Here is a 17,092-nt window from a genome sequence, read left to right as displayed (position 1 = left end):
GGCTGCGGGTTCAATCGTGCGTGCGGCTGTGCTTGTCCGCGTCGCGCAGGGTTGCCCATACTTTCAATGCATCGACTGTTTGCGCGACGTCGTGTACGCGCAGAATCGCGGCGCCCCGTTCGGCCGCGCACACCGCCGCGGCGATGCTGCCGGCCACGCGCTCCGGCGCCGGCCGCCCCGTTATCGCGCCAACCATCGACTTGCGCGACATGCCCGCAAGAATCGGATACGGCGAAGCGGCGCGCGGGGCCGTGTCGCGCAGATGCGCGAGCAGCGCGTAGTTATGCTCGACGACGACCTTGCCGAAGCCGAAACCCGGATCGACGCTGATGCGCTCGCGCGCAATCCCCGCCTGCTGCAACGTCGCGACACGCTCCTCGAGGAAGTGGCGCACTTCGCCGACGACGTCGTCATAGTGAGGCTCGCCCAGCTGCATGGTCTGCGGCTCACCCAGCATATGCATGACACAAAGGCCGCAGTCGCTGTCGCGCACCGCGTCGATCGCGCCAGGCAAGCGGAAGCCCCAGATGTCGTTGATCAGGTCGGCGCCCGCGTTCAACGCATGACGCATGACTTCCGGCTTGTACGTATCAACCGACAATGGCACGTTCGCGCCACGCAGTTGCTCGACGAGCGGCAACACGCGCTCCAGCTCTTCGTCGAGCGGCACCGGCGGCGCGCCAGGACGCGTCGATTCCCCGCCGATATCGATGATGTCCGCGCCCTCGAGCATCATGCGCTCGGCTTGGCGCAGCGCATCGCCGCGCGTCGCGAACTTGCCGCCATCGGAAAAGGAATCGGGAGTGACGTTCAGGATGCCCATGACCAACGGGCGTTCGAACGTCAGCTTGAAGCGGCCACACTGCAGCGGCTCTGGAAGGGGTGCGGAAGAAGAATCGGCTTTCGACACGTAGCAATGCTTCACTTGGAACGGATAAATGCAAAACGGGCCGGTGTGTAGCACACCGGCCCGCAATTTCTACTGGCTGCCGATCAGGCCGGCGCGGTTGCGCTGCCCGGCTTGACTTCGGTGCCCGGGCTGCCGCCCGACGAGGCGTCGCTTGCCGACGGAGGCGAGCTCTTCGGCGAACGCGGCGGACGGCCTGCCATGATGTCGTTGATCTGATCGGCGTCGATCGTTTCCCACTCCATCAGTGCGGCGGTCATCGCTTCGACCTTGTCGCGGTTCTCTTCGAGCAGGCGCCGTGCGAGATTGTACTGCTCGTCCAGCACATGACGGATTTCCGCGTCGACCTTCTGCTGCGTCGCTTCCGAAATGGTCCGCGTGAAGCCACGGCCGAACGGCGAAGCGTCGTTCTCGTCATCGACATAGACCATCGGTCCGAGCGCATCCGTCATGCCGAAGCGGGCAACCATTGCGCGAGCCGTCTGCGTCGCCTTGTTGAAGTCGTCCGACGCACCGGTGCTGATCAGGTTCAGGAACAGCTCTTCCGCGACGCGGCCACCGAACAGGATGGCAAGACGGTCGAGCAGATATTCCTTCGAGTACGTTTCGTTGTCGTGCTCCGGCAACTGCCATGTGACGCCCAGCGCACGGCCGCGCGGAATGATCGTGACCTTGTGCACCGGATCGGCCTTCGGCAACAGCTTCGCGATCACCGCGTGACCCGATTCGTGATACGCGGTAGCACGCTTCGATTCTTCGCGGATCACAGCCGACTTGCGCTCTGGACCCATGAAGATCTTGTCCTTCGCGTCCTCGAAGTCCGTCATTTCTACGATGCGCTTGCCGCGGCGCGCCGCAAACAGTGCTGCTTCGTTGACGAGGTTTGCGAGATCTGCGCCCGAGAAACCCGGCGTGCCGCGCGCGATCACTGCCGCATCGACGTCGTTCGAGATCGGCACCTTGCGCAGGTGCACCTTCATGATGTGCTCGCGGCCGCGAATATCGGGCAGACCCACGTACACCTGACGGTCGAAACGGCCCGGACGCAACAGCGCCTTGTCGAGCACATCTGAACGGTTCGTCGCGGCGATCACGATGACGCCCGAGTTCGCCTCGAAGCCGTCCATTTCGACGAGCATCTGGTTCAGCGTCTGTTCGCGCTCGTCGTTGCCGCCGCCCATGCCGGCGCCTCGATGACGGCCGACCGCGTCGATTTCGTCGATGAACACGATACACGGGGCGTGCTTCTTGGCCTGCTCGAACATGTCGCGCACGCGAGCCGCGCCGACGCCGACGAACATTTCCACGAAATCTGAACCTGAAATGCTGAAGAACGGCACCTTCGCCTCGCCGGCGATGGCGCGCGCGAGCAGGGTCTTACCGGTTCCCGGCGGGCCAACGAGCAGCACGCCGCGCGGAATACGACCACCGAGCTTCTGGAATTTCTGCGGATCGCGCAGGAAGTCGACGAGTTCCGACACCTCTTCCTTGGCTTCGTCGCAACCGGCGACGTCGGTGAAATTGATTGCGTTGTTGTTCTCGTCGATCAGCCGCGCGCGCGACTTGCCAAACGAGAACGCCCCGCCTTTGCCGCCCCCCTGCATCTGTCGCATCATGTAAAACCAGAAACCGATGATCAGGATCGTCGGTCCGAGGTAATACAGCACGGACATCAGTGCATTGGGTTCGTCGTCAGCCTTGCCGCTCACCTGTACGCCATACTTCATCAGATCGCCGACCATCCAGATGTCGCCGGGCGACACGATCTGGTACTTCTGGCCGTCTGCTGGAGTGACCGTGAGGTTCCGCCCCTGGACGATGACGTTCTTGACTTTGCCGTTCTTCGCGTCGTCCATGAACTGCGAATAGGAAACGCCTTCCTGGACACGGGGCTTGTCGAACTGCTTGAACACCGTAAACAGCACCAGTGCGATTACCAGCCACACTGCTGCTTTCGAAAACATATTGTTGTTCAAAGCACCACTCCTTCACTTAGACGGGCGCCTACACTTGCCTTGCGGCACCACGAAAGCATTCTAATCCAGTCCGCAGACCCCTGCCATAACGTTTCACTACCACGGAAATAGGGTAGCGGGCCGACTTGGCGCCCGTCTCCGGACGCATCGGGCTCATTATTGGCAGGGATGGAACCGGCTCGCCGCGTCCCTATGCGGGACGCTTCAGATGCTTACCCAAAATAAATGTTTCTGACGATTTGTCCCGCGACGCCTTCGGCTTGCGGGCCGCCACCACCTTGAATTGGCGTTTGAACTTTTCGACAATCTGACTATATCCGCTGCCGTGAAAGCATTTGACTAAAAGGGCACCATCCGGCTTCAGGTGATTTTGCGCGAATTCGAGCGCGAGATCGCATAAATGCTCGATCCGCGCCGCATCCGCGATCGCCACGCCCGACAGGTTGGGCGCCATATCCGAAATTACAAGGTCTACCTGGCGCGCACCGACCAATTCTTCGAGCTGGATCAGCACCGAGTCTTCGCGGAAATCGCCCTGGATGAAGTGCACGTCGGCCACCGGCTCCATCGGCAGAAGGTCCAAAGCGATGATCGTGCCGTCGATGCCACCTTCGCGCTCCGCGTTGCGCTGCGAGCCGCCCGCGAGTTTGTTGCGCACGTACTGGCTCCAGCTGCCCGGCGAGGAACCGAGATCGACGATCACTTGTCCGGGACGGATCAGCTTGTCCTGCTCGTCGATTTCCTTGAGCTTGTAGGCCGCGCGGGCGCGATAACCTTCCCGCTGCGCCATTTTGACGTACGGATCGTTGATGTGGTCGTGCAGCCACGCGGTATTGAATTTGTTTTTTGCCATTAAAGATTGAACTATTGCTGCGTCGGGTCGCGCTTTAGGGGATAATACGCGGTTATTTCGCGCGGCCCCCCGCCAGACTGGCGGCGATCCGCGATTCTGTTGTTCTGACGCGCGCCCTGCTGAATCGAGTCGCCCGAATCGCTCGGCGATCGGACGAAACCGCAGGAGCCGCCATTTTAGTCGAGTCTCCCACTTTCCATGCCAGCCCTTAAAGTCTCTTCCGACCAACGCGCCGAGTTGCGCTCCCAGGCACATGCGCTCAAACCGGTCGTGCTCGTCGGGGCCGAAGGCTTGACCGACGCTGTGCTCGCCGAAATCAAGGTGCACCTCGCCGCGCATCAACTGATCAAAATTCGCGTGTTCGGCGATGAGCGCGAGGAGCGCATCGCTATCTACGAAGAAATCTGCGACGCGCTGAACGCGGCACCGATCCAGCATATCGGCAAGCTGCTCGTGATCTGGAAGCCAGAATCGGCACAGCCGGCGGCAAAAGCGAAGCGCGGCGCGTTGCCGAGCGCCCGCGAAGCGGCAGCCGAAGAAACCCGGCCGGCCAAGGGACGCGCACCCCGCATCGTCAAGGTCGCCAAGCCGACCGACGTGCCGATGCGCAAGCCGCGAGCGAAAGCGGTGCTGGTGCGCGGCAATGAACGCGTGACGCAGGGCGGCAACATCAAGCGCGCAAAGAAGCGTCAAACCAGCGCGAAGCGTTCGCATCAGTCGAAGTAGAGAATACGCGCCCAAGGTGCGGACCGACTCCGCACTGCGCATTGGCGGCCTTGAGCGCGAGGCCCGAAGCAGCGCGAATGAACCGTAGTTGGCCACCGGAATCGCGACGATTCGTCGCAATGTGAGAATCATCGCGGGCATCGGCATCGACCCGGCGGCCATGGCACGCGCACCGTCGCACCATCAGCCACCCGCCAGCTTCAGCCCGCCACCTTGCCCGTGACGCCGCGCGCGCCCTCTTCCTCGGCCGCGGCACCAACAGGCGCCGGCAGCAGCCAAACGAGCGCAACCCCTAGCAGGCTCTCGATCAGGTAGAACAGACTCGACACGCCATGCAGGATGCCGAAGCGCGTCGCATAGACGGAATGGCCGATGTCGCTGCCCGCCTCGAGCGCCGCCACGCGCATCGCGTTCATGAACGGCTGCAACGCGAAATAGCCAACCAGCACGCATACGAGCATACCGGCGAGCAGCCAGCGCAAGCGGCGATATGCGCCACTCCCGCGCCGCACGAGCAAATTGGCGAGACCGAGCAGCAAAATGCCGCACACGACGCCAATCACACCCTGAATACGAAACAGCTGCGCAGCGACGGCGCCCGCCGTCATCCGGTCGAGCGTCGTGAACAGCACGGGCGCAACCGCATAGCCGATAGTCAACAGACTACCGACCCACACGACCGTCAACAGGCGGAAAAAACGATGAGGCATCAAAGACACCGGCGCCACCCTCAGATGTAGCTGACCGCGATGATTTCGTATTCGCGCACGCCGCCCGGCGCTTGCACCGACGCGACATCGCCTTCCGACTTGCCGATCAGCGCACGCGCGATCGGCGAGCTGATCGAGATCAGGCCGTGGTCGATGTCCGCTTCGTCGTCGCCGACGATCTGGTATTTAACCGACGCGCCCGACTCGAGATCTTCGAGCTCGAGCGTCGCGCCGAACACCACGCGGCCGTCCGCTTCCACTTGCGACGGATCGATCACCTGCGCGCCCGCGAGCTTCGACTCGATCTCAGCGATACGGCCTTCGATGAAGCCCTGCTTTTCCTTCGCAGCGTCGTATTCCGCGTTTTCCGACAGATCGCCCTGGGCGCGCGCTTCCGCGATCGAGTTGATCACGGCCGGACGTTCAACCGATTTCAGGCGCTGCAATTCATCGCGCAGCATGTCTGCGCCGCGCTTCGTCAATGGAATAGTGCTCATAAACAACTCTGGAGGCAAAAAACGGCCATAAAAAAATCACCGCGGTTAAGTGCATTCCGCGAAAGCCGCCGCCCGTGGACAAACCCGGGCCGCAGCACCTGCGGAACGCCGCTTAACCGCGGCACTTACATCTTGGACAGGTAGTCGAAGCCTTAGTTTAGGCGAGCATGGAGTCCTTGTAAATCATAGACTTCCAGGTCCTTCAGATAACGAAGACCCTCCACCGCCGCGCGTGCGCCCGACATCGTCGTGTAGTAGGTGACCTTGTTCGCCTGCGCGCTCATGCGGATCGAACGCGAATCGGCGATCGCCGCGCGCGTTTCGTCGACGGTCGTGAAGACGAGCGCGATCTCGCCGTTCTTGATCATGTCGACGATGTGCGGACGGCCGTCCTTCACCTTGTTGACGACCTTGACTGGCACGCCGGCCGCTTCGATCGCGGCAGCCGTGCCCTTGGTCGCGACGATCGGGTAGCCGAGATCGTGCAGCATGCGCGCGACTTCGACTGCCTTCGGTTTGTCGGCGTCCATCACTGTCAGCAGCACCGTGCCCGATTCAGGCAGACGCGAACCCGCCGCGAGCTGCGACTTGAACAGAGCCTCGCCGAACGTCTGGCCGACGCCCATTACTTCGCCGGTCGAACGCATTTCAGGTCCGAGCACCGGGTCGACAGCCGGGAACTTGACGAACGGGAACACCGCTTCCTTCACGCTGAAGTACGGCGGCTCGACTTCCTTCGTCACGCCTTGCGCGGCGAGCTTCTGGCCGACCATCGCGCGCGCTGCGATCTTCGCGAGCGGCAGGCTGGTCGCCTTCGACACGTACGGCACCGTGCGCGACGCACGCGGGTTCACTTCGAGCACGTAGATGATGTCGTCCTTCGAGCCGTCAGCCTGCGGTACCTGCTGGATCGCGAACTGCACGTTCATCAGGCCGACCACGTTCAGCGCCTTCGCCATCGCGGCGGTCTGGCGCTTCAGTTCGGCGACGGTGACCTTCGATAGCGAATACGGCGGCAGCGAGCAGGCCGAGTCGCCCGAGTGCACGCCCGCCTGTTCGATGTGCTCCATCACGCCGCCGATGAACACGGCATCACCATCGGAAATGCAATCCACGTCGCATTCGATCGCGTCGTTCAGGAAGCGGTCGAGCAGCACCGGCGAGTCGTTCGACACCTTCACCGCCTCGCGCATATAGCGCTCGAGATCTCGCGGCTCGTGGACGATTTCCATCGCGCGGCCGCCCAGCACGTACGACGGACGCACGACGAGCGGATAGCCGATTTCATCGGCGAGCTTCAGTGCTTCGTCTTCGGCGCGCGCGGTGCGGTTCGGCGGCTGGCGCAGACCGAGGTCCTGCAGCAGCTTCTGGAAGCGCTCGCGGTCTTCGGCCGCGTCGATCATGTCCGGCGACGTACCGATGATCGGCACACCGTTCGCCTCGAGGTCGAGCGCGAGCTTCAGCGGCGTCTGGCCGCCGTACTGCACGATCACGCCGACCGGCTTTTCCTTGTCGACGATTTCGAGCACGTCTTCGAGCGTCAGCGATTCGAAGTACAGACGGTCGGAGGTGTCGTAGTCGGTCGACACGGTTTCCGGGTTGCAGTTGACCATGATCGTTTCATAGCCGTCCTCGCGCATCGCGAGCGCAGCATGCACGCAGCAGTAGTCGAACTCGATGCCCTGGCCGATCCGGTTCGGGCCGCCGCCCAGCACCATGATCTTCTTGTTGCTGGTCGGATTCGCTTCGCACTCTTCCTCGTAGGTCGAGTACATGTACGCGGTCCTGGTTGCGAACTCGGCCGCGCAGGTGTCGACGCGCTTATACACCGGACGCACGTTCAACTCGATACGACGCGCGCGCACGTCCGCCGGCTTCGCGCCGAGCAGCCTGGCCAGACGACGATCCGAGAAGCCGCTCTGTTTCAGATACTTCAGCTCCTCCTTCGTCAGGCTCGCCAGCGCGCGGCCTGCCAGCGCCTTTTCCTTCAGCACGATCTGTTCGATCTGCGCGAGGAACCACGGGTCGATCGCGGTCTCCTCGAAGATCTCTTGCGCGCTCATGCCCACGCGGAACGCGTCGCCAACATACCAGATGCGATCCGGACCGGCTTCGCCGATCTCGCGGATGATCTCGTCGCGATTGGCGGTCTTTTCGTCGAGACCATCGACGCCGACTTCGAGGCCGCGCAGCGCTTTCTGGAACGACTCCTGGAACGTGCGGCCGATCGCCATCACTTCGCCGACCGATTTCATCTGCGTGGTCAGGCGCGAATCGGCTTCGCGAAACTTCTCGAACGCGAAACGCGGGATCTTCGTGACGACGTAGTCGATCGTCGGTTCGAACGACGCCGGGGTCTGGCCGCCGGTGATTTCGTTCTTGAGTTCATCCAGCGTGTAGCCGACCGCCAGCTTCGCCGCGACCTTCGCGATCGGGAAGCCGGTTGCCTTCGACGCCAGCGCCGACGAGCGCGACACGCGCGGGTTCATTTCGATCACGATCATGCGGCCGTCTTTCGGATTGATCGAGAACTGCACGTTCGAGCCGCCGGTGTCGACGCCGATCTCGCGCAGCACCGCGAGCGACGCGTTACGCAGGATCTGGTATTCCTTGTCGGTCAGCGTCTGCGCCGGCGCGACCGTGATCGAGTCGCCGGTGTGGATGCCCATCGGGTCGAGGTTTTCGATCGAGCAGACGATGATGCAGTTGTCCGCCTTGTCGCGGACCACTTCCATCTCGTACTCTTTCCAGCCGAGCAGCGACTCTTCGATCAGCAGCTCGCGCGTCGGCGACAGGTCGAGACCGCGCTTGCAGATCTCTTCGAACTCGTCGCGGTTGTACGCGATGCCGCCGCCCGAGCCGCCCAGCGTGAACGACGGACGGATCACGACCGGATAGCCGCCGCTGCCGGTTTCCGCGCCGATCTTCGCCTGCACCTGCAGCGCTTCTTCCATCGAATGCGCGGTGCCCGACTTGGCCGAACCGAGGCCGATCTTCGTCATCGCGTCCTTGAACTTCTGACGGTCTTCCGCCTTGTCGATCGCTTCCGGCGATGCGCCGATCAGCTCGACCTCGTACTTCGCCAGCACGCCGTGCGCGTGCAGGTCGAGCGCGCAGTTCAGCGCGGTCTGGCCGCCCATCGTCGGCAGAATCGCGTCCGGGCGCTCCTTCGCGATGATGCGCTCGACCACTTCCCACGTGATCGGCTCGATATAGGTCACGTCGGCCGTGTTCGGGTCGGTCATGATCGTCGCCGGATTGCTGTTGACGAGAATGACCTTGTAGCCTTCCTCACGCAGCGCCTTGCATGCCTGCGCGCCCGAATAATCGAACTCGCACGCCTGACCGATGATGATCGGACCCGCGCCGATGATGAGGATGCTCTTGATGTCTGTCCGCTTGGGCATAACGCTCTCGCTAATGTATTGCTGAATTCTTTCCGTCGGCGCGCGCCATTTTCACGTTGCGCGCGCTGTTTCGCGGCATGTCCGCCGCGTAGCGCCGCGGGCTGCGGCGGCCGCCGCGAGCGGTTTCCGGCTGGCCTCTGCGGCTGGCCTGTACTACTTCAAGCCGCGGCGCTCTTGCCGTTCTTGTGCGCGTCCATCAACGCGGTGAAGCGGTCGAACAGGTATGCGACGTCGTTCGGACCGGGCGACGCTTCCGGGTGGCCCTGGAAGCAGAACGCCGGCTTGTCGGTCAGCGCGAAGCCCTGCAGCGTGCCGTCGAACAGCGACACGTGGGTGACGCGAGCGTTGGCGGGCAGCGTATCGGTATCGACCGCGAAACCATGGTTTTGCGACGTGATCACCACGCGGCCGTCTTCGAGATCCTTGACCGGATGGTTCGCGCCGTGGTGGCCGGTCTTCATCTTCATCGTCTTCGCGCCGACCGCGAGGCCCATGATCTGGTGGCCCAGGCAGATGCCGAAGGTCGGAATGCCGCGCTCGATGAACTCCTTGGTCGCCGCGATCGCGTAGTCGCACGGCTCAGGGTCGCCCGGGCCGTTCGACAGGAACACGCCGTCGGGGTTGAGCGCGAGCGCGTCAGCGGCGCTCGCTTGCGCCGGCAGCACGGTGACATGGCAGCCGCGCTCGGCCAGCATGCGCAGGATGTTCTGCTTGACGCCGTAGTCGAACGCGACCACGCGGTATGTCGGCGCTTTCTGCTCGCCGTAGCCCGTGCCCAGACGCCATTCGGTTTTGGTCCACTCGTAGGTTTCCTGGGTCGACACGACCTTCGCGAGGTCCATGCCGGCGAGGCCCGGGAACGAGCGCGCGAGTTCGATTGCCTTCGCTTCGTCGTCGGAACCAGCGAGGATCGCGCCGCTTTGCGCGCCCTTGTCGCGCAGGAGGCGGGTCAGCTTGCGGGTGTCGATGCCGGCGATGGCGACCACGCCTTCATCCTGCAGATATTGCGGGAGCGTGCGCTCCATGCGGAAGTTCGACGCGAGAACCGGCAGGTCACGGATGATCAGGCCGGCGGCATGGACTTTCGTCGCTTCGACGTCTTCGGCGTTCACGCCGACGTTGCCGATATGCGGGTACGTGAGGGTCACGATCTGGCGCGCGTAGCTCGGGTCAGTCAGGATTTCCTGATAGCCGGTGATGGCGGTGTTGAACACGACTTCACCGATGGTATGCCCTGGGGCGCCGATCGAATAACCACGAAAGACCGTGCCGTCGGCGAGCGCGAGTAGAGCGGGAGAAAATGACGGCAACACGGGAGACTCCTTGGGGGAACACCCTGTTGCCACCTGTCTATCCGATTGCAAGCCGCAGCGAAGCACATCGTGGATGCGCGCGCAGACTCGCTCGCGAGCTGCCGGTGACGCTGCAAGGGGCGCGATGGGTCCATTGTGCGGAAGACTCGGCGGAGCCCTTCTTGCTACGCCAATGGCGCGCGGCGGATGAACGGTATGAGGGAGGTAGGCGCTAGGGTGCGGGTGGATAAGCTCAAACCTTGAAATTATAGCCTGAATCCACTGTTCCCTCCAAATCTGAGATAGGACGAGGCGTTGAGGCGGCGTGCCGGGGCGGACCTTCAAAGCCTTGCCGGGCCGACGGGACTGAACCGCCGTCGCGGCCCCTCCGGGTCCGACGCAAGGCCTGGCGCGGCCGTTCAGGCCTCCTGTTCCGAGCGCATCTCGCCAGAACGGGCAAGCTGCCGACCCGGCAACACGTACCAGATCGCACTCAGCACCTGCAGCGCGACGAGGATTTTCCACGCGCTCAGATGCGCGAGCGCCGGGTAATGCCCGCCGCTCGCCGGCCAGTGCGACAGCACCGCGCCAACGCCGATCTGGAAACCGAAGATCAGCAGAAAAATAATTAGCGTCAGCGTCGTGTTGACCCGGCCGATCATCTGCGGCGGGAAATGCCGCGCCATCACCGCGTAGCTCAGAATCCCGGTACCGCCGAAGATGCCGTAGGCAGCCCACAACAGGCTCGCCGGCAACGGCGCGTTAAACATGATGAGCATCTGCGTCAGCACATACAGCGCCATGCCGATGCCGCAGAACGCGTACAGCGAGAGGCCGCGCCGCTCGAGACTACGCGCCGCCGCGCCGAAACCGACGCAGCCGGCCATCATCGCGAAGCCGAGAATCGACACGAGCGCCGCCGCCTGGTGCGGCTCGAAGCCTTGTACGTCGCGCAGCCATGCTCCGACCCACAACGACTGCATCGCGTAGAAGACGCCTTGCGTAACGACCGAGAACGACGCGATTTTCCAGAACGCCGCGCTGCGCAGGATGTGCCACGTACCCTTGAACTGCGCGACGATGCTCGCCTGGCGATGCGTTTCGCGCGCGTCCGGAGCGAGCGTCCATTGCGCGAGCGCAACCGCTACCGTCAGCACACCGAGTCCGACGCAAACCGGGCGCCAGTTGGAAAAACCGAGCACCCACGTGAGCGGCGAACCGACCATCACGCCGCCGAAACCGCCGATCGCCATCACAAGCCCGTTCATCAATGGCAAACGCGCCACCGGAAAATGCTGCGCGAGCGCCTTGAACGCGGCGCCGAGGCACACCGACACGCCAACGCCGATCAGCAGCCGCCCGACCATCATCATGGCGAGACTGTGCGCGGCGCCGAATACCCAGATGCCGAGCGCGGCAAAAAGCAGCGTGACGGACGTCACGCGACGCGCGCCGAAGTGATCGAGCAGCACGCCAGCGGGGATCTGCGCGCCCGCGAAACCGAGGAAATACAGACTCGTCAGCACACCCAGATCGGCGGCTGACAGACCGAGATCGCGCGTGATGAACGGCGCGAAACCAAGATTGACGCCGCGAAACACGTAAGAGACGAAGTAGCCGGCGGAAAAAAGCAGAAAGACGCGCAGTTGGGTCGACGACATAAATCAGGAAGTAAACCTGGAAATGACCTCAAGAACCTCTCCCGAGGTTCGGACGGATCAGGACGGACCGGCACCCCGCGGGCCGAAGCACGAACAATAAAGTAAATACCGCAAACGCGCAGGAATCGTCCGCGCAATGAAAAACGCCGTCACCCTGAGGTGACGGCGTTGGATGAACACGATACGTAATCGGAGCGCAATCCATGCGCTGCCCCCGCAATGCATGTGGTCACTACCGTGAGAGCCGCTATTGGTCTATTTACCCCTTCTTCTTCGCGTTGGCCACGGTCTTCGGGCGGCTCTCAGCTGCGGCCTTTGACGCCTTGCCGGGCTCCGAGGCCGAGACCTTCTCGACCTTGCCTTTGCTGACAACGGGCGCCGCCGGCTTGTTACCCCTGGCGCCCGGCTCGGAGACCTTGACGACGGCGGAGTGGCCGCGCCCTTTCTTCTTATCGTAGTGTGAATCGCCGTGTGCGTCTGCAACGTGGACGCCAATCTTCTGCACACTGCCGCCTTGCACGTCGGCGGCGATCTTTTCCGGACCCGGCTCGCTGGGTACCCGCTTGCCGACCGGCACGTGCAGCACGATCACCTGGCCGCGCGAAACCTGATCACGATGCGTCCTGTTCCACGCCTTCAGCTGACCGACCGAAACGCCGTAGCGCAATGCGATGGCCGCCATCGACTGATTGCGACGCACGCGGATCAGCATCTTGCGCGTGTCGGGTACGTCGGGTTCCATCGCGAGCACCGCGCTTTCGGCGACGTCGGCGCTGATGTCTTCATCGTCGTCCGAGCCGCGCGGCACGACGATCGTCGAGCCCGGCTTCAGGCGCATACCGACCGGAATCTTGTTCACTTCCATCAGCGTGTCGGGGTCGACGCCGATCTTCTGTGCGATCGCCGCGGGCGTCGCGCGTGCATCGACCGTGTAGGTGGTCCAGGACGACAGCGAGCCCGAGTACGTTTTCAGATTGCGCTCGAATGCGGACGCGTTGTCGAAAGGCAACAGAATCTGCGGCTGCGTCGCGCCGAGAATCACCGGCTTCCTGAACGACGGGTTCAGCGAACGGAACTCGTCCGTCGACATGTTGGCGAGCCGCGCGGCGACGTCGACGTCGATGTCGTGCGAGGTCGTGACCGTCACGAAGTACGGGTGGTTCGGAATAGACGGCAGAGTGAGCCCGTACATCTGCGGGTTCATCACGAGGTTCTTGACCGCTTGCAGCTTCGGCACGTAGTTGCGCGTTTCGTTCGGCAGACGCAGGCTCATGTAGTCGGTCGGCAGACCCGCCGCCTCGTTGCGCGCGATCGCGCGCTGCACGTTGCCCTCGCCCCAGTTATACGCAGCGAGCGCGAGTTGCCAGTCGCCGAACATGTCGTGCAGGTTCGACAGGTAGTCGAGCGCGGCACTGGTCGACGCAAGCACGTCGCGACGCTCGTCCTGCCACATGTTCTGCTTCAGGTTGTAGGTCCGGCCCGTGCCCGGCATGAACTGCCACATACCTGCAGCCTTGGCGACCGACAAAGCCTGCGGGCTATATGCAGACTCGATGAACGGCAAGAGCGCGAGCTCGGTCGGCATATGGCGCGACTCAAGTTCCTCGACGATGTGATACAGGTATTTCTGCGAACGCTCGGTCATGCGCTGCACATAATCGGGACGCTGCAGATACCAGTTCAGCTGCATGTCGACGAGGTCGCTCTGCAGGTCCGGCATCTGGAAGCCACGGCGAATGCGGCCCCACAGATCGGCGTCCTGGCTCGTCAACTGATTGACGGAGCTCTGGTCGACATTGATGGTTTCTTTAGCGGTGGCGTTCTTGCGAAGGGCGTCGGCTACGGCCTGCTGGCTGGCGGGGTTATTGGCGGTATTCGTCGTCGGTCCCTGACTCGCGCACGCGGCGAGTGTCAGGACCAATAACGCACTTAAGATAAATCGCATGAACGTCTCGGTTTCCACAAGGGCTGGAATTTGCAGCCGATAGTACGAAACGTCAACGTTTCCGTCAATTGGAAAATCAAGAAAAAATCAACCAAATCTGGGGCTTGGCGAATTTTTCCGATTCATCGCGTGAAGAACCTCCGAATGCGCTCCGGATCAACGGAAGCGGTTCTTCCATTCGCGCATCAATGTGAAGGCTTTCAGCCGGTCGGACACCGTTTCGTGCAATCGTGCTTCGAGGTTCGACTGGATCGCCGGCTCGCCTGCGCGCAGGAACGGATTGACCGCGCGCTCGTGCGCGATCGTGGTCGGCAGCGTCGGCTGGTGGCGGGCGCGCAACTCGTTCGCCTTGTCGCGCCACGCCTGTAGTTCGGCATTGTGCGGCTCGCAAGCGAGCGCGAAGCGAATGTTCGACAGCGTGTATTCGTGTGCGCAGTGCACTTCGGTTGCGCCGGGCAGTGCGGCGAGCGAATCGAGCGAGTTCAGCATCTGCTGCGGCGTGCCTTCGAAGAGGCGCCCGCAACCGCACGCGAACAGTGTGTCGCCGCAAAACACGTGCGGCGTGCCGCGCGTATCGGCCGCCTGGAAATAGGCGATGTGTCCGCTCGTGTGACCGGGCACGTCCAGCACGCTGAATTCAAGTGCGGGTGCGGCGATCGTCACGTGATCGCCACTTTTGAGACGATGTGTCAGGTGCGCGATCGCTTCGCCGGCGGGGCCGTAGACCGGGACGTCCTGGCCGTTCAGCAGATCGGCCACCCCGCCGACGTGGTCTTGATGATGGTGCGTGAGTAAAATAGCGCTCAGCCGCCAGCCTCGTTGCGCCAGACAGGCGCGCACAGGGGCGGCTTCGCCCGGATCGACGACGACCGCGTGGTGTCCGTCGGCAACGACCCAGATGTAATTGTCTTCAAACGCCGGGACCGGTACGTACTCGAGCGCATTCATAGGCGACGCATTTTTAATATGACTGACCGAGCGATTATAGACTGGCCCGCCTGGACCGATTCGCCGCCAGGCCGCTACGTGCTCGACTGGGAGCAAACGCAGCTCGATCGCGTGGTGTCGGACGTGTTCGGCTATCATGCGCTGCAACTCGGCCTGCCGCAGCTCGACGCGCTGCGCGAGAACCGCATGCCGTGCCGCGGCCTCGTGCTCGACGCGGCGAGCGGCGCGAGCGCGCCGTACACGTATCCGCGCTCGGCACGTCGTGGCAGCGTGAGCGGCATCACCAGCGCGGGCAACGCTGGCGACGACAATCCCGCGAACGCCGCGCCAGGCGCCCCTGGTCTGCACGCGCCGGCCGGGCGCAGCGCGGTCTGGTGCGACCTGCTCGATCTGCCGTTCGAAGCGCAAAGCGTCGACCTGCTCGTGATGCCGCATACGCTCGAATTCACCAGCGACCCGCATCGGCTGCTGCGCGAAGCCGAACGCGTGCTGGTGCCTGAAGGCCAACTGATCATCCTCGGCTTCAACTCGTTGTCACTGTGGGGCGTACGGCAGTCGATCGGCAAGATGACAGGCCGCCCGTTCGTGCCCTCCGCCGTCGATCTGATCGCGTTCACGCGCCTGAAGGACTGGATCAAGCTCCTCGGCTTCGACCTTGAACGCGGGCGCTTCGGCTGCTATCGTCCGCCGCTCGCGAGCGATCAATGGCTCGCGCGTTACGGCTTCATGGAAGCCGCCGGCGACCGCTGGTGGCCGATTTTCGGCGCCACCTACATGATCAAGGCGATCAAGCGCGTGCGCGGCATGCGTCTCGTCGGGCCGCTCAAAGTGAAAAAGCCCGTGCTCGCGGCAGGCCTCGCGCCCGCCGCCACCCCGAATACACGAAACCACACCGAATGACTCCAGATCACATCGACATCTATACCGACGGCGCCTGCAAGGGCAATCCCGGCCCTGGCGGCTGGGGCGCGTTGCTGCGCTTCGGCAGCCAGGAAAAAGAACTGTTCGGCGGCGAGGCCAACACGACCAACAATCGCATGGAGCTGATGGGCGTAATTTCCGCGCTCGAGGCGTTGAAGCGCCCTTGCAAGGCGATCGTGCATACCGATTCGCAATACGTACAGAAAGGCATCAGCGAGTGGATTCACGGCTGGAAGAAAAAAGGCTGGATCACCGCGGCGAAGCAGCCGGTCAAGAACGCCGATCTGTGGAAGCGGCTCGATACGCTCGTCGCGCAACACGAGATTGAATGGCGCTGGGTGCGCGGCCACAATGGCCATCCGGAAAACGAGCGCGCCGATCAGTTGGCCAATCGCGGCGTGGCATCGCTCGCCGAGATGTAAAGAGCGTGCGTGCGCGCATCGGCAACGACGCGCGCCGCCCTCCCCGCTTTTTTTTCCGCAATTTTTTCGAAGCAGGCTAATCCGACATGCGCCAACTGATCCTCGATACCGAAACTACCGGCCTGAACGCCCGCGGCGGCGACCGGATTCTCGAACTCGGTTGCGTCGAGCTCGTGAACCGCCGGCTGACCGGCAACAACCTGCACTTCTATATCAACCCCGAGCGCGACAGCGATCCGGGCGCGCTCGCGGTGCACGGCCTCACCACGGAATTTTTGAGCGACAAGCCGAAGTTCGCGGAGATCATCGACCAGGTCCGCGATTTCATCCAGGACGCAGACCTGATCATCCACAACGCGCCATTCGACATCGGTTTTCTCGACGCCGAGTTCGCGCTGCTCGGTCTGCCGCCAGTGAGCACGCACTGCGGCGAGATCATCGACACGCTCGCGCAAGCCAAGCAGATGTTTCCCGGCAAGCGCAATTCGCTCGATGCGCTGTGCGACCGCTTCGGCATCAGCAATGCACACCGTACGCTGCACGGCGCGCTGCTCGACTCGGAACTGCTCGCCGAGGTCTATCTGGCGATGACGCGCGGTCAGGAAAGCCTCGTCATTGACATGCTCGGCGAAGCGCAGGTCGGCGGCGATACGCATGCGCCGCGTGTCGCGCTCGACTCGCTGGAGCTGGTCGTGATCGCTGCGAGCGACGACGAAAGCGCCGCGCACGAAGCCGTACTCGACGATCTCGACAAGGCTCTCAAAGGCGCGAGCGTATGGCGTCTTGAACCCGCGCCAGCAACTGATGAGCAAACTGCTTAAAAAAGC

14 protein-coding genes are annotated in these 17,092 nt (G+C 63.0%); 4 read left to right on the top strand and 10 right to left on the bottom strand.

All coding sequences use genetic code 11. The annotated features are described in order from the left end of the window. Positions 1–10: 10 nt before the first annotated feature. From folP to OKW44_RS35350, 3 genes are all read right to left on the bottom strand, one after another. Entirely contained in the window at positions 11–910 is a 900-nt protein-coding gene (gene folP, locus OKW44_RS35360; protein ID WP_035471085.1) for a dihydropteroate synthase, read from the bottom strand. An 83-nt stretch (positions 911–993) separates the two neighbouring features. Beyond that, entirely contained in the window at positions 994–2,883 is a 1,890-nt protein-coding gene (gene ftsH / locus OKW44_RS35355; RefSeq protein ID WP_018421239.1) for an ATP-dependent zinc metalloprotease FtsH, read from the bottom strand. 190 nt (positions 2,884–3,073) lie between these two features. Continuing rightward, positions 3,074–3,736 (bottom strand): RlmE family RNA methyltransferase, encoded by a 663-nt coding sequence (locus tag OKW44_RS35350; RefSeq protein ID WP_018421240.1) that lies wholly within the window; start codon positions 3,734–3,736, stop codon positions 3,074–3,076. 198 nt (positions 3,737–3,934) lie between these two features. Here OKW44_RS35350 and OKW44_RS35345 point away from each other — a divergent pair, with 198 nt between their 5' ends. Continuing rightward, positions 3,935–4,462, top strand: coding sequence for a YhbY family RNA-binding protein (locus OKW44_RS35345; protein ID WP_026225945.1), 528 nt, complete (start codon positions 3,935–3,937; stop codon positions 4,460–4,462). A gap of 200 nt (positions 4,463–4,662) precedes the next feature. On the opposite strand, the gene OKW44_RS35340 is transcribed toward OKW44_RS35345, so the two are convergent. The 7 genes from OKW44_RS35340 to gloB form a co-directional block, all read right to left on the bottom strand. Beyond that, a complete protein-coding gene (locus OKW44_RS35340) occupies positions 4,663–5,172 on the bottom strand; it encodes a DUF4149 domain-containing protein (RefSeq protein ID WP_026225946.1) in 510 nt (169 codons plus the stop codon). A 20-nt stretch (positions 5,173–5,192) separates the two neighbouring features. Further along, positions 5,193–5,669, bottom strand: a complete 477-nt coding sequence (gene greA, locus OKW44_RS35335; RefSeq protein ID WP_026225947.1) for a transcription elongation factor GreA — start codon at positions 5,667–5,669, stop codon at positions 5,193–5,195. Positions 5,670–5,821: 152 nt separating this feature from the next. Further along, on the bottom strand, positions 5,822–9,076 hold the full coding sequence (carB, locus tag OKW44_RS35330; protein ID WP_018421244.1) for a carbamoyl-phosphate synthase large subunit: 3,255 nt from the start codon (positions 9,074–9,076) through the stop codon (positions 5,822–5,824). Between the two features lie 158 nt (positions 9,077–9,234). After that, the gene (carA, locus tag OKW44_RS35325) at positions 9,235–10,389 is read right to left on the bottom strand and encodes a glutamine-hydrolyzing carbamoyl-phosphate synthase small subunit (protein ID WP_018421245.1); all 1,155 of its coding nucleotides are present in this window, start codon (positions 10,387–10,389) and stop codon (positions 9,235–9,237) included. Positions 10,390–10,787: 398 nt separating this feature from the next. Next, positions 10,788–12,029 (bottom strand): MFS transporter, encoded by a 1,242-nt coding sequence (locus tag OKW44_RS35320; RefSeq protein WP_018421246.1) that lies wholly within the window; start codon positions 12,027–12,029, stop codon positions 10,788–10,790. 259 nt (positions 12,030–12,288) lie between these two features. Further along, positions 12,289–13,974: a transglycosylase SLT domain-containing protein gene (locus OKW44_RS35315; RefSeq protein ID WP_026225948.1), complete on the bottom strand. Its 1,686-nt coding sequence runs from the start codon at positions 13,972–13,974 to the stop codon at positions 12,289–12,291. Between the two features lie 156 nt (positions 13,975–14,130). After that, positions 14,131–14,922 carry a hydroxyacylglutathione hydrolase gene (gene gloB / locus OKW44_RS35310; RefSeq protein ID WP_018421248.1) on the bottom strand — a complete coding sequence of 264 codons (792 nt, stop codon included), beginning with the start codon at positions 14,920–14,922 and terminating at the stop codon, positions 14,131–14,133. Between the two features lie 18 nt (positions 14,923–14,940). Here gloB and OKW44_RS35305 point away from each other — a divergent pair, with 18 nt between their 5' ends. From OKW44_RS35305 to dnaQ, 3 genes are all read left to right on the top strand, one after another. Further along, on the top strand, positions 14,941–15,822 hold the full coding sequence (locus OKW44_RS35305; protein WP_018421249.1) for a class I SAM-dependent methyltransferase: 882 nt from the start codon (positions 14,941–14,943) through the stop codon (positions 15,820–15,822). Continuing rightward, positions 15,819–16,265 (top strand): ribonuclease HI, encoded by a 447-nt coding sequence (gene rnhA / locus OKW44_RS35300; protein WP_018421250.1) that lies wholly within the window; start codon positions 15,819–15,821, stop codon positions 16,263–16,265. Before OKW44_RS35305 ends, rnhA begins: the two co-directional genes overlap by 4 nt. Before the next feature lie 86 nt (positions 16,266–16,351). Continuing rightward, entirely contained in the window at positions 16,352–17,086 is a 735-nt protein-coding gene (gene dnaQ / locus OKW44_RS35295) for a DNA polymerase III subunit epsilon (RefSeq protein ID WP_018421251.1), read from the top strand. The last annotated feature ends 6 nt before the right edge of the window (positions 17,087–17,092 follow it).

Origin of the sequence: Paraburkholderia lebeckiae (genome assembly GCF_050436325.1) — a bacterium.
Taxonomy (GTDB): domain Bacteria; phylum Pseudomonadota; class Gammaproteobacteria; order Burkholderiales; family Burkholderiaceae; genus Paraburkholderia; species Paraburkholderia tuberum.
Note: the sequence above shows the minus strand (reverse complement) of the source record. Positions and strands in the feature narration are given on the sequence as shown.

What these genes read in the sequence shown, in the direction of transcription:
- OKW44_RS35340 (WP_026225946.1), bottom strand. Translation starts at nt 5,172, where the DNA reads ATGCCTCATCGTTTTTTCCGCCTGTTGACGGTCGTGTGGGTCGGTAGT.
- OKW44_RS35350 (WP_018421240.1), bottom strand. Translation starts at nt 3,736, where the DNA reads ATGGCAAAAAACAAATTCAATACCGCGTGGCTGCACGACCACATCAAC.
- OKW44_RS35305 (WP_018421249.1), top strand. Translation starts at nt 14,941, where the DNA reads ATGACTGACCGAGCGATTATAGACTGGCCCGCCTGGACCGATTCGCCG.
- rnhA (WP_018421250.1), top strand. Translation starts at nt 15,819, where the DNA reads ATGACTCCAGATCACATCGACATCTATACCGACGGCGCCTGCAAGGGC.
- greA (WP_026225947.1), bottom strand. Translation starts at nt 5,669, where the DNA reads ATGAGCACTATTCCATTGACGAAGCGCGGCGCAGACATGCTGCGCGAT.
- OKW44_RS35315 (WP_026225948.1), bottom strand. Translation starts at nt 13,974, where the DNA reads ATGCGATTTATCTTAAGTGCGTTATTGGTCCTGACACTCGCCGCGTGC.
- gloB (WP_018421248.1), bottom strand. Translation starts at nt 14,922, where the DNA reads ATGAATGCGCTCGAGTACGTACCGGTCCCGGCGTTTGAAGACAATTAC.
- dnaQ (WP_018421251.1), top strand. Translation starts at nt 16,352, where the DNA reads ATGCGCCAACTGATCCTCGATACCGAAACTACCGGCCTGAACGCCCGC.
- OKW44_RS35345 (WP_026225945.1), top strand. Translation starts at nt 3,935, where the DNA reads ATGCCAGCCCTTAAAGTCTCTTCCGACCAACGCGCCGAGTTGCGCTCC.
- OKW44_RS35320 (WP_018421246.1), bottom strand. Translation starts at nt 12,029, where the DNA reads ATGTCGTCGACCCAACTGCGCGTCTTTCTGCTTTTTTCCGCCGGCTAC.
- carB (WP_018421244.1), bottom strand. Translation starts at nt 9,076, where the DNA reads ATGCCCAAGCGGACAGACATCAAGAGCATCCTCATCATCGGCGCGGGT.